This is a genomic window from Leptolyngbya sp. PCC 6406 (assembly GCF_000332095.2).
Taxonomy (GTDB): Bacteria; Cyanobacteriota; Cyanobacteriia; order Phormidesmidales; family Phormidesmidaceae; genus PCC-6406.
In genome coordinates this window covers 4856700-4871609 of record NZ_KI913949.1, presented here as the reverse complement: position 1 = coordinate 4871609, position 14910 = coordinate 4856700, and the positions used below count along the sequence as shown (strand labels likewise).

At 55.9% G+C, this 14910-nt stretch carries 15 protein-coding genes; 8 read left to right on the top strand and 7 right to left on the bottom strand.

Annotated elements, in window-relative coordinates; all coding sequences use genetic code 11:
• Window positions 1–3: 3 nt before the first annotated feature.
• The 4 genes from LEP6406_RS0221795 to mtnA all read left to right on the top strand — a co-directional run bounded on the left by LEP6406_RS0221795 (window position 4) and on the right by mtnA (window position 4856).
• On the top strand, window positions 4–1197 hold the full coding sequence (locus LEP6406_RS0221795) for an NAD(P)/FAD-dependent oxidoreductase (RefSeq protein WP_008318530.1): 1194 nt from the start codon (window positions 4–6) through the stop codon (window positions 1195–1197).
• A gap of 95 nt (window positions 1198–1292) precedes the next feature.
• Window positions 1293–1952 (top strand): HAD-IA family hydrolase, encoded by a 660-nt coding sequence (locus tag LEP6406_RS0221790; RefSeq protein WP_008318529.1) that lies wholly within the window; start codon window positions 1293–1295, stop codon window positions 1950–1952.
• Between the two features lie 671 nt (window positions 1953–2623).
• On the top strand, window positions 2624–3676 hold the full coding sequence (locus tag LEP6406_RS0221785; protein WP_008318527.1) for a PDDEXK nuclease domain-containing protein: 1053 nt from the start codon (window positions 2624–2626) through the stop codon (window positions 3674–3676).
• Between the two features lie 118 nt (window positions 3677–3794).
• Entirely contained in the window at window positions 3795–4856 is a 1062-nt protein-coding gene (mtnA, locus tag LEP6406_RS0221780) for an S-methyl-5-thioribose-1-phosphate isomerase (protein ID WP_008318525.1), read from the top strand.
• Window positions 4857–5124: 268 nt separating this feature from the next.
• On the opposite strand, the gene LEP6406_RS30630 is transcribed toward mtnA, so the two are convergent.
• Window positions 5125–6051 (bottom strand): hypothetical protein, encoded by a 927-nt coding sequence (locus tag LEP6406_RS30630; RefSeq protein ID WP_008318523.1) that lies wholly within the window; start codon window positions 6049–6051, stop codon window positions 5125–5127.
• Window positions 6052–6219: 168 nt separating this feature from the next.
• On the opposite strand from LEP6406_RS30630, the gene LEP6406_RS0221770 reads away from it, so the two are divergent.
• Window positions 6220–6864 (top strand): bifunctional 4-hydroxy-2-oxoglutarate aldolase/2-dehydro-3-deoxy-phosphogluconate aldolase, encoded by a 645-nt coding sequence (locus LEP6406_RS0221770; protein WP_008318522.1) that lies wholly within the window; start codon window positions 6220–6222, stop codon window positions 6862–6864.
• Between the two features lie 130 nt (window positions 6865–6994).
• Here the strand turns inward: LEP6406_RS0221770 and LEP6406_RS0221765 are convergent, their stop codons facing one another.
• Window positions 6995–7417 carry a nuclease A inhibitor family protein gene (locus tag LEP6406_RS0221765; protein ID WP_008318520.1) on the bottom strand — a complete coding sequence of 141 codons (423 nt, stop codon included), beginning with the start codon at window positions 7415–7417 and terminating at the stop codon, window positions 6995–6997.
• 71 nt (window positions 7418–7488) lie between these two features.
• Here LEP6406_RS0221765 and LEP6406_RS0221760 point away from each other — a divergent pair, with 71 nt between their 5' ends.
• Complete coding sequence (locus LEP6406_RS0221760) at window positions 7489–8073, top strand: Uma2 family endonuclease (protein WP_008318518.1); 585 nt, start codon at window positions 7489–7491, stop codon at window positions 8071–8073.
• On the opposite strand, the gene LEP6406_RS0221755 is transcribed toward LEP6406_RS0221760, so the two are convergent.
• Window positions 8059–8511, bottom strand: coding sequence for a peroxiredoxin (locus LEP6406_RS0221755; protein WP_008318516.1), 453 nt, complete (start codon window positions 8509–8511; stop codon window positions 8059–8061). The two genes, LEP6406_RS0221760 and LEP6406_RS0221755, sit on opposite strands and share 15 nt — an antisense overlap.
• Window positions 8512–8578: 67 nt before the next feature.
• On the opposite strand from LEP6406_RS0221755, the gene LEP6406_RS0221750 reads away from it, so the two are divergent.
• Together LEP6406_RS0221750 and LEP6406_RS0221745 are read left to right on the top strand one after the other, a co-directional pair.
• The gene (locus tag LEP6406_RS0221750) at window positions 8579–10063 is read left to right on the top strand and encodes a DASH family cryptochrome (RefSeq protein ID WP_008318514.1); all 1485 of its coding nucleotides are present in this window, start codon (window positions 8579–8581) and stop codon (window positions 10061–10063) included.
• Between the two features lie 282 nt (window positions 10064–10345).
• Window positions 10346–10558, top strand: a complete 213-nt coding sequence (locus LEP6406_RS0221745; protein ID WP_008318512.1) for a ssl0294 family protein — start codon at window positions 10346–10348, stop codon at window positions 10556–10558.
• On the opposite strand, the gene LEP6406_RS29225 is transcribed toward LEP6406_RS0221745, so the two are convergent.
• The 4 genes from LEP6406_RS29225 to LEP6406_RS0221725 all read right to left on the bottom strand — a co-directional run bounded on the left by LEP6406_RS29225 (window position 10555) and on the right by LEP6406_RS0221725 (window position 14737).
• The gene (locus LEP6406_RS29225) at window positions 10555–10827 is read right to left on the bottom strand and encodes a PDDEXK family nuclease (protein ID WP_008318510.1); all 273 of its coding nucleotides are present in this window, start codon (window positions 10825–10827) and stop codon (window positions 10555–10557) included. The two genes, LEP6406_RS0221745 and LEP6406_RS29225, sit on opposite strands and share 4 nt — an antisense overlap.
• A 48-nt stretch (window positions 10828–10875) precedes the next feature.
• Window positions 10876–12351 (bottom strand): iron uptake porin, encoded by a 1476-nt coding sequence (locus tag LEP6406_RS0221735; RefSeq protein ID WP_008318507.1) that lies wholly within the window; start codon window positions 12349–12351, stop codon window positions 10876–10878.
• Window positions 12352–12597: 246 nt separating this feature from the next.
• Window positions 12598–14088, bottom strand: a complete 1491-nt coding sequence (locus LEP6406_RS0221730) for an iron uptake porin (protein WP_008318504.1) — start codon at window positions 14086–14088, stop codon at window positions 12598–12600.
• A gap of 367 nt (window positions 14089–14455) precedes the next feature.
• Window positions 14456–14737, bottom strand: coding sequence for a 4a-hydroxytetrahydrobiopterin dehydratase (locus LEP6406_RS0221725; protein ID WP_008318501.1), 282 nt, complete (start codon window positions 14735–14737; stop codon window positions 14456–14458).
• Window positions 14738–14910: the final 173 nt, after the last annotated feature.

The following is a 14910-nucleotide window of genomic DNA, read 5'->3' as shown; positions in this document are numbered from 1 at the left end:
ACCATGACTGAGTCAGTAAAACGCATCTGTATTTTAGGGGGGGGGTTTGGGGGGTTGTACACCGCCCTGCGCCTGAGCACCCTGCCCTGGAGCCAGCAGGAACCCGTGGAAGTGGTACTGGTGGATCAACGCGATCGCTTCGTCTTTGCCCCCCTACTCTACGAGTTGGTGACAGGAGAACTGCAAACCTGGGAGGTAGCCCCCCCCTATGCCGAACTGCTGGCCAATACCCCTGTGCGCTTTATCCAGAACGAAGTGAGCGGGATCAGCCTTGGGGATCGCCAAGTGTTTCTACCGGATCAGGAGCCCCTCACCTACGACCGTCTAGTACTGGCGGTGGGGGGCGAAACGCCCCTCGATGGCGTTCCCGGTGTAGCCGACCATGCCATTCCCTTCCGCACGGTGGAGGATGCCCAGCGCCTTCAGGAACGGTTACGGCACCTAGAAGCCTCGACCGCTGAAGTGTTGCGGGTGGCCGTAGTTGGAGGTGGCTACAGCGGGGTGGAACTGGCCTGTAAACTGGCGGATCGGTTGGGGGAGCGCGGGCGCATTCGTCTGGTGGAGCGGGCCGACGATATTTTGCTCACCTCTACGGAGTTCAACCGCAAGGCTGCCCAACAGGCGCTTTCGGAGCGGGGGGTATGGATCGACCTCGACACCACCGTAGGGTCCGTGGGCACCGATCGCCTGACCCTAAACTATCGGGAGCAGGTAGACGAGATTCCCGTAGACATCGTGTTGTGGACTGTGGGGACGCGGGTGTCCCCCCTCCTGGCAGGGCTGGATCTGCCCAAGAACAATCGCCAGCAACTTCTGGTCCAGTCCACCCTGCAAGTGGTGGATCATCCCCATATCTTTGCCCTGGGGGATTTAGCCGACTGCAAAGATGCCGATGGTCAGCAGGTACCCACGACGGCCCAATCCGCCCTCCAGCAGGCCGACTATGCGGGGTGGAATCTCTGGGCCTCCCTCACCCATCGGCCTCTGCTCCCCTTCCACTACCAGCATCTGGGGGAAATGATGGCCTTAGGCGTGGACAATGCTACCCTTACAGGGCTTGGGGTTCAGCTCGATGGGGTCTTGGCCCACGTGGCGCGACGTCTGACCTACCTCTATCGGATGCCCACCCTCAGCCATCAGATTCGGGTGGGATTGAACTGGATTGAGAAGCCCCTGCGGGATTTGTTATCTGTTTAGGGATCAGCCCGTTTAGGGATCAGCCCGTTTGGGGACCAGTCCGTTTAGGGATTATCTGCTGTAGTCCGCTTGAGTACTGCTTGCGATCTCACACCATGGAAAAGCCAAATGTGATCTTTCTGGATGCCGTCGGCACCCTGTTTGGGGTGCAGGGCACGGTCGGTGAAGTTTATGCCGACATTGCCCGCAAATTTGGGGTAGAGGCGGATGCCGACGCCCTCACCCAGGCATTCTTTCACCACTTCAAGGCGGCGGAGCCGATGGCCTTTGCCGACGCTGAACCTACGGCGGTCCCTGGGTTGGAATACGCTTGGTGGCGTGCGATCGCACAGCAATCCTTCAGTACCGTCGGCGCACTCGAACAGTTCCAGGATTTTGAGGAATTCTTCGCTAGCCTCTATGCTTACTTTTCTGGCGCTGATCCCTGGTTTGTGTATCCCGATGCCTACCATTCCCTAGAGCGCTGGAAATCCCTAGACATTGAGATGGGGATCATCTCCAACTTCGACTCCCGTCTCTACACTGTGCTGGATGCCTTGGCCCTAGCGGACTTTTTTGACTCTGTGACCATTTGTACCGAAGTGGGAGCTGCCAAGCCCGATCCTTTGATTTTTGCAACGGCCCTAGAGAAGCATGGTTGCCCAGCCACCGCCGCTTGGCACGTGGGGGACAGCTACCGCGACGACTACGAAGGGGCTCAGGCGGCGGGGTTACGGGGCATTTGGCTACGGCGGCCCCAGGAGGCCAACCCGTAAATATACAGAGTGAAGAATTATAAAAACCCTTTTGATCCCCATACATTTGCCCTTATTCCTAGAAAAGCGCGTTTGACAATATACCCCCACACACAGAGGTGAGCTATGGACGGGGTTCTCATTACCGGGGCCGTAATGACTGCTATATTTGTGTCTCTCTTCCTCTACAACCGCATTGTCTTAGGCTAGTCTGGTTGGTCTTATCCGCTGCCATGGGGGTTTCTACCCCTAGGGAACTTCGATTCCGCTCCGCTCCATTACTCCTGCGGAGTCGCTTCGCGAACAACATGACAAGTGCACGTCAACATGACAAGCCCGTCATTCCGACCAGCGGGAGGAATCTCGGTCTTGGTCACAGAGGCAAGTTTCTTAGAATCCGCTGCGCGAACAGGACAGGCTCTCCGGGCAGGCGAGGGATTGCCCCTACGGTGGGACTTTAGTTTTTGTGCAAATCCCTGAATTCTGCAACAACCTGTTGCAGAATCGGCAATGGTCTGAAGAGGGTGCATCGCTTTGCGGATGCACCCTCCGCCTCGGTCCGGCTCCCCCTGTATTTTGCAACAACCTGTTGCAAAATTGAGATGCAGCTCAATTCCGGAATTGAGGGTTGCATCGCCCCTAGTGCTGCAACAGCCTGTTGCAATCGTGATCCCCAGGGTTTACCGGAGTCCATGACCGATAGCCTGTCTTTCCCCAACCGCGACTACGAGCAGCTTTTCCTCGACCTGAAAGAACGGATTCGTCTGACTCAAGTACGGGCCGCGATCGCAGTTAATCGTGAGCTGATTGTGCTGTACTGGCAAATTGGCCGCCAGATTCTGCAACGGCAGGTGCACCAAGGCTGGGGCAGCAAGGTAATCGACCGCCTTGCCCAAGATCTGCAACGGGAATTTCCCGACATGAAGGGCTTTTCCTCCCGTAACCTGCGCTACATGCGAGCCTTTGCCGAAGCCTATCCCGAAGAAAAGTCAGTCGATCAGGTCATGGCCAACCTACCCTGGGGCCACAATGTCCGTCTCCTGGATGCTCTGGATGATCCCGAAGAACGTCTCTGGTATGCCCAGCAGGCGATTGCCCAGGGCTGGAGTCGCAACATCCTGCTGATGCAGATCGAAAAGGGCCTCTATACCCCCCAGAACAGTGCCATCAACAACTTTGAGCGCACCCTCCCCCAGCCCCAATCAGATCTGGCCCAAAACCTCCTCAAAGACCCCTACCATTTCGATTTCCTCTGCCTGGGTGCAGATGTGCAAGAGCGCGATCTGGAAAAGGCTTTGGTGGATCGCATTCGTGATTTCTTGCTGGAACTGGGGGTGGGCTTTGCCTTTGTGGGCAGCCAGTATCGCCTAGAGGTGGGGGGCGAAGATTTCTACCTCGACCTACTCTTCTACCATCTGCAACTGCGCTGTTATGTGGTCATCGACCTTAAGATGGGAGACTTTCAACCGGAATATTCCGGCAAGATGAATTTCTACGTGTCGGCGGTGGATGACCTCCTGCGCCATTCCCAGGATCAGCCCACCATCGGCATTATTCTCTGTAAGTCCAAGAATAAAACCATTGCTGAATACGCCCTCCGGGATGTGATCAAGCCCATCGGTATCTCCACCCACCGTTTGGGCAGCGATTTACCCGATGCCTTGAAACAGAGCCTGCCCTCCCCCGAAGTTCTAGAGCAGCAAATGGCGAAGATTACTGGGGATCAGCCAGGGGATGAATTTTGAGAAGGAATAGGTTGGGGTTAGGTTCCTGAGGCAACCCCGGTTTATCCGCCCCGGCCCCCTCAAAAGGCTATATTCTGGGGCTAAGTTGTGCTCGAAACCGCCGTTTGTGCCCGTCGCCATGACAGATACCCTTCAGACCCATGTCTACCCCGTCCTGTGGCAGCAGGATCATGTGCTGCTAATTGACCAGACTAAGCTCCCTCGGGACTACACCGTGGTCTCCATTAGCCGCTGTGAAGACATGATCACTGCCATTAACAGTCGCATTGTGCGCGGGGGACCAGCTCTGGGTATTGCAGCGGCCTATGGTCTGTATCTGGGGGCGCGGGATATTGCCAGCGACGATCGGAATGCCTTTTTGGAAAGGCTAGAAGCGATCGCAGAACAACTCAAAGGCTGCCGACCGGATAAGGCCAATCTGCTCTGGTGCTTAGATCACATGGTCAAGGTCGCCCAGGGCACCAGTGGCTCCGTTGCTGAGGTGCAAAGAACTCTGCTACACACTGCCCAAACGATTCAGCGGCAGAACTGGGATATCTGCCAAGCCATCGGGCGGCACGGCCTCGCCGCTCTACCGGAAACCCCAGCTCAGCTCACCCTCTATACCCACTGCAACCACGGAGCCTTGGCCACCTCGGGCTACGGTACCTCCCTGGGAGTGGTACGTGCCGCTTGGCAGGCGGGGCGGCTAGAGCGGGTCATCGCCGGGGAAACCCGCCCCTGGCTTCAGGGATCACGACTTACCGCCTGGGAATGCGTACAGGAGAATATTCCTGTAACGGTGGTGACCGACAGTACCGCTGCCCACTGTATGCAGCAGGGTTGGGTCCATGGTGTCCTCGTGGGGGCGGATCGCATTGCCGCCAATGGCGACACGGTGAATAAAATTGGCACCTATCCCTTGGCTCTAGCGGCCCAGGCTCAGGGCGTCCCCTTCTTTGTGGCGGCTCCCCTCTCTACGGTGGACTTTACTCTGCCTACGGGACAGGGGATAGAGATTCCCCAGGGAGACGCCACTGATGTCTGTGGTTTGGGGCAAACCCAGGTTTGCCCCTCCGGTGTCACCGCCTACCATCCCTTGGCGGATGTCACCCCCGCTGGGCTGATTACGGCGATTATTACGGAGGAAGGCGCGATCTCACCCCAGGATCTAGCCGCCCATGCCCACCCCAAGCCCTAGGACTAGTACTCTGCGGCGGAAATCCTGTGCCCATTTCCCCTAGGCATTGCCTTTCTGCGGTGCATCGCTTCGCGTGGGCGAAGCCACGCCTTAGCGTTATGCACCCTACGAAGCTTCTTTCCTGGTTCCCAGGCAGAGCCTGGGAATCCACCGAGGCTCTGCCTCGTCGTTAGAAAACGGTAAGGCTATTTAAGCGGCCCAGTTCTAGGGGCTGTGGACAATCCGCCAGATTCCTTGTTATGGGTGCGAGTCCCTAAACTCTCTGGAACTAATGGGGAAATTGGCGGGCTACGGCTTGCAGGCGATCGTAAAAGCCAGACATCGGATCCATTGGGACAAATTTTTGAATGGGGGCCGGGTGACTGAAGGGATCGTCGCGGTGGTAGTAGGGCATCGTGATCTCAGACTGTGGAGGACCGATGGTGACCGTTGGGGGGGCCATGGGTCTCAAACTCGCTGTCGAAGGTGTTAGGGGGGCGGCAGGTGCCTCCTCGATAATCTCAGACTCCTGGGAATCTGGTACAGACAGGGATAGATCGGAGCCCGGTAGATCGGAGCCCGGTAGATCAGGATCGGATGAATCAGAGCCGGATGAATCAGGGTCCGATGAATCAGAGCCGGATGAATCAGAGCCGGATGAATCAGGGTCGGAGATCCCCTCAGCGTTTGGGACCGCAGACATTGCTTCCCAATGATCAGCCCCAAAAGGATCAGTCCCAAAATGATTGGTTCTCAAATGATCAGTCCCAAATCCCTCTGTCCTTAGGAAGGCGGGGCTAGGGATATCCGCTGAGGTCTCCGAGGAAGTCCCGCTACGGGTGTCTCCATGGTCTCCGGCATCCCTAGATGCGGTGGTAGGGCCGACTGACCAGCCTCCTGTGGGCAAGGTGTAGGGGCTCAGATTGGGGTCTACAGGACCAAAGACCACCCGCTCAAAATCGTGGTTGAAGTGGCGGATGGGATAGCCGCGTCGTTTCCATAGGCGAAGGATCTGTTCAACAGAGAAGGCTTTATAGCGGCCCTGGTAGAGGGCTTCTACCACGGCAGCACGAATCCAACTGGGATCCGCTTCCAGATGATGTTGCCACAGGTTCACCAAATCTGCGGGCCGACACCCCCCCAGCTCAAAACTGTATTCCTGCAACAGCCGACAGGCTTGCTCAACATCGCGATCGGAACCAGGAAGTAAAGTCATGGGGTTTGCCGTAGCGCTGGATAACTGTCCTGCTGGAGGGAAGGATAGTAGACCCACTGTGGATCTGGTCTTGCGGTTACCGATACTATTGCTTTGAATATTAGCGAACCTCGATGGATTTAGTAGTTTCTAGCGATATAATGCGTGGGCTTTGTTCCAGGGGGCCAGATGGAGGCACAGGAATGGATCGCGCTGCTCCAGCGTCACCGCGCGATCGCAGTTATTCGCGCTCCCACCTTGGCCCTAGGCATAGATTTGGCTGAGGCTGTAGCGGCGGGGGGCATTCGCTTGATTGAAATCACTTGGACCAGTGATTGCCCTGCGGCCCTCATCACCCACCTGCGGAACGGTCTGTCCCACTGCTGCATTGGGGCGGGTACCCTGCTCCATGCCAGCGATATGGAGGCCGCGATCGCAGCGGGAGCCCAGTTTGGCTTCATGCCCCACACCCAGCCAGAGCTGATGCAGATCGCCCAAGCCCAGGGTATCCCCGCCATTCCCGGAGCCCTTACCCCCACGGAGATTGTCACGGCTTGGCAAGCCGGAGCCCCGGCGGTGAAGGTGTTTCCTGTCACTGCCCTAGGGGGAGCCGCCTATCTGCGGCAGTTGCAAGGCCCCCTGGGCCACATTCCTCTGATTCCCACCGGAGGAGTGACAGCGGCCAATGCTAGCTTCTTTCTCGCCGCTGGAGCCATCGGTCTGGGTGTCTCCACCACCCTCTTTCCCCAAGTGGCGGTTGAAGCCGAAGACTGGGCCGCAATTACCCAACGCACCCGTGACTTTCTCGCTAGTGCTCTGTCCATTAATGATTGACGGGTGATCGAAATCCTGGAGTTTAGTTGGGGTTAAATTTTGAGGGTCTTCGACCCGTCAAAATTTTCCTGACGGAACACTAATCTGAGCCGCAAGGAATTTCATTTTGGAGAGTGCCCATAACTGGGGATCAAGTTTCAATGCTCTGGGTGTAGAGGGCGATGGCGCTACCTTCAGCCGTTGTGCCTAAAATCGCGATCGCAACGACAGGCTCCTCCCCGATCCGCAGCACCTGAAGTGCCTGGAGCTCATGGGTGCAATAGGCCATCAATGCCCGGTGGCGCAGGGCGATCTCCCGGCCCTCTGACCCATAACCCCGACAGCGGCGCTCCACCTGCTCCAGAAATTTCTCCAGCGTTAGGGGTGAGATCGCGGCATCAGCAGGTTGCTGGAGATCTGCGCAGAGGACCGCCAAATCTGGTGTTCCTTCTGCCCATACCCGCAGAGACCAGGTACTTTCCCCCTCACTGGGAAACCAGAGATCAGCGATCAACGCCCTCAGCCTGATCAGAAACTGATGGACCTCTGGGGAATAGTCAGAAAACTTGTCCATGCCTACTCCGAGTTGCCATCCCTCAAGAAAGAATTACATTAGAAGCACAACCCTGCTAAACCCTAAGCGTGATGGCTCCCGCTGTAGATCGTGTGCGCTGGACAACCACTGACCTTGCCCTTTTTCCGGAAGAGGGCAAGCGCTATGAAATCATTGACGGAGTTCTAATTGTGACCCGTGCCCCCAGTTGGAGCCACCAGAGGATTACGGGACGAGTCTTTAGCGTCCTAGATAGGTGGTCCCAGGCCAGTGGCCTAGGGGAAGCGGCAATCAATCCCGGTATTGTGTTCACGGACGAAGACAATGTAATTCCTGATGTGGTGTGGGTCAGCCGCGATCGCTTAGCGCTGCTCATGGACGAGGCAGAACATCTTACGGGAGCACCGGAACTGGTGGTTGAAGTATTGTCTCCAGGATTACGCAACGTGGAGCGTGATCGGCAACTTAAGTTGAAACTTTATTCCCAGGAAGGGGTACAGGAATACTGGATTCTAGACCCGGCTCTGGGCCAAGTTCAGGTGTATCGCCGCGATCAAGTCCTATTGAGGCTCACCAGTACTCTGTACCCGAAGGATACTCTGACCTCTCCTTTGTTGCCAGGGTTTACCTGTGTCCTAGAGCAGATCTTTTCCGGTTCCAGATCACAGAGTCTTTAGAATCTGGAGTGCTTCCTGTACGTGGGCCTTGGGGTTGAACTGGGAATTGAACAGGTGGCGGACGATGCCCTGAGGATCAATCACATAGGTGACGCGGCCCGGTAGCAGTCCCAGCGTAGTGGGAACGCCGTAGGCCCGACGGACTTGGGAACCGAGATCGCTGAGGAGTAAAAAAGGCAGGTTGTGCTTTGCAGCAAATGCCTGATGGGATTCGGGGGAGTCGCTGCTGATGCCAATCACCTCTGCCCCCAGATCCTTGAAAGCTTCGTAACTGTCCCGGAAGGTGCAGGATTCCACCGTGCAACCGGGCGTATCGTCCTTGGGATAGAAGTAGAGCACCACAGGAGACTGATCCTTGAACTGGCTCAGGGATACGGTGTCTCCGGTTTGGGAGGCCAGGGAAAAATCGGGGGCAGGGTCGCCCACTTTAATAGCCATAGGTCTTGTACTGGTCAGCTTGAAGCTGAATTGTTAACTTTTACTAAGTATAGGACGCCCCGCCCCCATGCGAATTCTTCTCTGGCTCCGCAACGATTTGCGGCTCCATGATCATGCCCCACTTCAAGCGGCCCTAAAGACTGGAGCCCAGGTGATTCCGGTCTATTGTCTGGATCCCCGCCAGTTTGGCCAGACCGACTTTGGGTTTCCCAAAACGGGAGCCTTCCGGGCGCAGTTTTTGCTGGAGGCTTTGGCGGACCTACGCCAGTCCCTACGGCGGCTGGGGGGAGATCTGGTGGTGCGCCAGGGGTTCCCGGAGCAGGTGCTGCCAGCCCTGGCGCGGGAGGTGAAGTGCGATCGCGTGTATTGGCATCGGGAGGTCACCCCGGAGGAAACGACGGTGGAGTCTGCCCTCACCCGCACACTGGCGACCCAGGGCGTAGCAGTACAGCACTTCTGGGGCGCTACGCTGTACCATCCCGACGATCTGCCCTTTCCCCTAGAGCAACTGCCGGATATCTTTACTCAATTTCGCAAACGGGTAGAGCGGGATAGTAGGGTATCTACTCCGAGCCCCCCACCCACCCAACTGCTGCCGCTGCCCCAGGGACTTGAACCGGGCTCCTTGTCATCCCTCCAGAATCTGGGTCTGCAACCGCCTATCCGGGATGATCGGGCTACCCTAGTATTCACCGGGGGCGAAACGGCGGGATTGGCTCGTCTGCACCATTACTTCTGGGCAGCAGACTGCCTGAAAACCTATAAGGAAACCCGCAATGGGCTGCTGGGGGCAGATTATTCCTCTAAGTTTTCTCCTTGGCTGGCCCTAGGTTGTCTGTCTCCTCGATACATCCACAGTGCGGTGCAGGACTACGAAACCCAGCGGGTCAAAAATGATTCGACCTACTGGCTGGTCTTTGAACTGTTGTGGCGGGACTACTTTAGATTTGTCTGTACTCGATATCGCGATAGTGTTTTTTACCCCTCCGGTATACAGGGCATCTCTGTGCCGTGGCGGCAAGACTGGCCCCGATTTGAAGCATGGTGTCAGGGCATGACGGGCTATCCCTTTGTGGATGCCAATATGCGGGAGCTAGCTGCTACTGGGTTTATGTCCAACCGGGGTCGTCAGAATGTTGCCAGCTCCCTGACCAAGAATTTAGGCATCGACTGGCGTATGGGGGCAGAGTGGTTCGAGTCTCTGCTGATCGACTACGACGTGTGTAGCAACTGGGGAAACTGGAACTACACCGCCGGGGTTGGCAATGACGCTCGGGGCTTTCGTTATTTCAACATTCCTAAGCAGGCCCAGGACTACGATCCCCAGGGGCGCTATGTCAAACACTGGATTCCAGCGCTAGCCCAAGTCCCTGCGGCCCAGGTGCATCTCCCCGGTAAATTGCGGCCTGAGGAGCAACGCCGATTTCAGATCCAGCTCGGGGTAGATTACCCTCGCCCCCTTGTGGATTTGCAGCAGTCGGTACGGGCTAATGAAGCCCTCTACAATCAAGCATTGGCGCAGCCAAGGGCTGACACCCATTGTCCACGCTGACGGTCTAGTGTTCCGTCAGGAAAATTTTGACGGTCTTCGACCCGTCAAAATTTAACCCCAACTAAAGCGTGGCATTGTATGCCGCCCTAGCCCAATATTTTCCGGTCCCCTCTCCCCGTGGGAGAGGGCTAGGGTGAGGGGCCGAGATGTTCCACGATAGAACGGTTAGAGTATTTCCGCCGGGATGTACTAACGAGTTCAGCTTTATTGTGGTGGTGGGATGCCCTTTAGGATGGAATACCCTTAGGATAAAGAGCGATCTCACTGCGATGGAGGTATGACATGTTTTTGGATGAATTGACACCCTTTGTACAAGAGCTAACCCGACAACCGATAGCCTTTATCGGCGGTTTTACCTCAGGGTTACTCCGGCTCAACTTGAATGAAGATCCGCTCAAGAGCTGGCTCGATACCCAAGCGGGTGCCCCTGATGGCGGTGGAGACAATTTCCCCCCACCCCCCAGCGACGGCCCCCAAAAAATCTCTATTGATTAAGGTTGATTCCCTAGAGCGGCCCGCAGCGATCGCAATGCGGCACTAGAATTCCGCTCGTAGGCGATGTTGAGACAATCTTGAACCAGGCCAGAGAGATTTCCTCGGCCTGGAAAGTGCATACTTTTGGTCTGGAGCAAGTATTGGCTCTGAACTAGGCGATATATTTCTAAGCGACCAGACTTATACAGCCAAATTTCCGGCACTTGGTAAGGGAGATAGTCCTTCACATCTGAATAGCTCGTGACATCAATAAAAAAGGGGCTCTGCACATGCAGAGCCCCTTTTTTAGCAATTAATCAACCTAGAGAGAACGTGCTCTAGAAGCTGAAGGTTGCCCGGATAGCACCGTAGAAGTTGTTGACATCTGTTGCCGAGTTACGATCTAGGTTGCCGTAGATCAGAGCTGGGGTTAGGGTCAAGAACTGGTTGACGGGGATGGAGTAGTAACCTTCAACCATATAGGGGCGGGAGGTGTAGCTAGGTAGGCTAGCGTAGTACACACCCAGTTGAGAGCCTTCCAGGAACAGGTCAGGGAAAGCAGCCCCAATCTGCCAGCTATCGGTGCTAGCAGGACCAGAGGTATGGTGGGCAAAGGAGCCCGCCAGGATGAATCGACCAAAGTCAAGGCTAGCCAGGGCACCATAGGTGTCAGTAGAGGCTCCAGCAACTACAGGAAGTACTCCAGGGGCAGTAGGGGCTGTAGTCCCGTTCGCATATACCAGAGCACCGCTAAAGAAGCCCTCAGGGAGGAAACTTAGCTGGGCAATGTAGCTTTGGCTAGGAGAACCAAAGATACCACCAGCGTTGGGATTGTTAGATCCACCAAGAGGAGTAGCTGTACGGCCAGCAGAGTAGCCTGCATCGAAGACCAAGCTGTTGGTAATCTGGAAGCTTAGGCCAGCGGCGAAGCCACCGCCACCCATGCCAAAGTCATAAAGTAGAGGGCCGCTAGGGTCAGCTACCGCAGGACCATCCCAGGGAACGATGGTGCTGGTGACGAAATCATCAGTTTGCACGGAGTTGGCTGCCAGCGTGGCAGTAACTCGGCTACCAATGGGGAAGCGATAGTAAAAGTCATCGAGAGCAACGTTAAAGGTGCCATCTCCACCAGCATTGGCAAGGCCACCAGCAGTAGCCAGAGGAGCTGCCCCATCCCCTGCTTGGAGGCGAGTCCGTAAGAGATCGCTACCGGTGAAGCTGGTGTCGAAGTTCAGACGTGCACGGCTGTTGAAGGTGGTAAAGCTATCAGGGCCAGCAGCGGTGTTACCGAAGGGGACAACCAAATTAGAGTCCACTTGACCACGGAGCTTGGTGGTGGTAGAGAACTGCTGAGCGCGAAGCTGAGCGGTTTCTGCTTCTAGGGCATCCACACGACCGCGCAGGGTGGCGAGTTCTGCTTGGAACTCTTGCTGAAGGCGCTGGATGGTGGCGAGGGTGCTACCGTCTAGACCGTCTCCGGTGATGAGACCAGCAATAACGTCCAAACAGGCGTTCAGACCGGCGGCGAACTCGTAGCGGGTCAGGGCTTGGTTACCCCGGAAGGTGCGGTTGGGATAGCCTTCGATACAACCGTAGGTTTCTACCAGGTTTTGTAGCGCGGTGTAGGCCCAATCGGAGGGCAGCACATCGCTGAGGTCGCTAACGCTGGCAACTTGAGCTAGTTGAACAGGCTCAGAAGCGGAAATGTCTAAGGATTCAACGGTGGGGGCTTCAGCCGCCACACTGGCACTTGCCATGACCATACCCAGGAGGGCAGGGCTCATGAAAGCTGCTTTCCAAAATTGAGTCGTCATAGTCTATATTCTCCCCTCACACCATGAGGTAGGTTTTAGGCTGATAGCAAAAACTATCAACAAAGCGCGTGAGGCCAAGTAAGCGCATTACTGCACGTACAAAGATTTCCTATCGCGTTCTGCTGATAGTAACAGATTTAATTGGGGCAGGCAAAGTTCCCGTTGCCAAACCCTAACTTTTCAGCCGATGTGTGAGGGGCACGGGGTCTAGTGTGCTAGACCCCGCTGAGGGAGGGTGCCTAAACCCTAGAAGGTGAAGGTCGCCCGGATAGCACCGTAGAAGTTGTTGACATCAACGGCGGAGTTACGGTCGAGGTTGCCGTAGATCAGAGCAGGAGTCAGGGTGAGGTTACGGCTCACGGGAATAGCGTAGTAGCCCTCAACCATGTAGGGGCGGGAATTGTAGCTAGGCAGGCTAGCGTAGTACACACCCAGTTCAGAGCCTTCTAGAAACAGGTCGGGGAAAGCGGCCCCAATCTGCCAGCTATCGGTGCTCCGAGGTGTTCCCGATTCGTCATGGTGGGCAAAGTAGCCCGCTAGGATAAAGCGGCCAAAATCTAGGCTAGCGAGGGCACCATAGGTATTCGTGAAAGCTGATGCGTTGTTGTTGTTATTACTGCCGTGCATGTACACCAATGCAGCATTGAAGAAGCCTTCTGGCAAGAAGCTCAGTTGAGCAATGTAGCTCTGACGATTTGCACCGAAGATACCACCCTGGTTGGGATTGTTAGAACCACCACGAGCAGCAGAATAACCAGTGTCAAAGACCAAGCTGTCCGTAATTTGGAAGCTCAGACCACCACCAAAGCCATCGCCACCCATATCAAAGTCGTAGAGCGCAGGACCACCGGGGTCAGCGACGCTGGGGCCATCAAAGGGAACGATTGTGCTCGTTACAAAGCTGTCCTTTGAAACGGAGTTAGCAGCCAGAGTCGCTGTCACGCGGCTACCAATAGGAAAACGGTAAAAGAAGTCATCTAGGGCTACATTCAAGTTGCCAGGACCACTATCACTACCGCCATTGGCAAGACCGCCAGCCGTCGGGATAGCGTTACCATCACGAGCCTGTAGACGGGTGCGGAGGCGATCTCGTCCGGTGAAGCTGGTGTCGAAGTTCAAACGAACTCGGGTGTTGAAGGTTGTAAAGCTATCAGGGCCAGGGTTAGCTGGAGTAGCCGCAATATTACCGAAGGGGACAACCAAGTTGGCGTCCACTTGACCCCGTAGCTTGGTGGTGGTGGAGAACTGCTGAGCGCGAAGCTGAGCGGTTTCTGCTTCTAGGGCATCCACACGACCGCGCAGGGTGGCGAGTTCAGCTTGGAACTCTTGCTGAAGGCGCTGGATGGTGGCGAGGGTGCTACCGTCTGTTCCACCTCCGGTGATGAGGTCAGCAATCACGTCCAGACAGGCGTTCAAACCGGCAGCGAACTCGTAGCGGGTCAGGGCTTGGTTACCCCGGAAGGTACGGTTGGGATAGCCCTCGATACAACCGTAGGTTTCTACCAGGTTTTGTAGCGCGGTGTAGGCCCAGTCGGAGGGCAGAACGTCGCTGAGGTCGTTAACACTGGCGACTTGAGCCAGTTGTACGGGCTCTTCGACTGCAATCGTGTCTAGGGTTTCGACGCTGGGAGCTTCGATTTCAATGCTGGGAGCTTCAACTGCGATCGCGCTGCTGGTTAACGCAATGCCTAGAAGCGCAGGGCTCATGAGAGCCGCCTTCCAAAGTTGTACAGACATATACTCACTTTCCTCACACGTTTAAGGTGGGATTAAGTGTATGTTAAGCAGCCGTAAACCCTGTAATCCTTTCTCCAAGAGGGTTTCACGCTGCTCTCACCACTTATCCTGCATTGGATAGTAGCAGGGGAACCCAGGAGAATGTAAGTCGTCTAGAACACATCAAAGTCCCATTTCTGGAACATTCTGAATGTAATGATTGTTACGGGAGGGATTGGGGGAGTGATGGGGTGATGGTAGGGGCGCGGTTCCGCGCCCGATGCAGGATGTTGCCGTAGGGGCGGGTTTAGCTCGTGTCTACTGGGAAATCCCAAATGGAAGGCTCAAAACCCGCCCTACCCCGTGCCGGGGAATTCAGCCACCGTATTTAGGCGATCTGGTTGATTTCGGCGGCGAGGGCAAAATCCTTTTCCGTGAGCCCCCCCGCGTCGTGGGAGGTGACGGTGATGGTGACTTGGTTGTAGGAGATGGCGATGTCGGGGTGGTGTCCGGCAGCTTCAGCAGGATCTACGAGCTTATTTACAAATGCGATCGCACTCGGGAATCCGTCAAAGGTCTTCACCGTTTGAATCGCCTTGCCCTTGAGGGTCCATCCCTTCAGCGGGCTCAGCTTAGACTGAATAGTGTCATGGGTCAGAAGAGTAGCCATAGTTGGTCTTGCCTTGTGATGATTGCGAACCCTATCTGGGGTGTTGTAGTTGGCCCCAGGAAATAGCATTCCCGTTCATTGTGACCCCTGAAAAAACTATCCGCCCCTACCCAAAGAAGGATATGCCTTCTCAGGATAGGGGCGGTCTAGCGGGTCTATCAGGTTGAAACCAG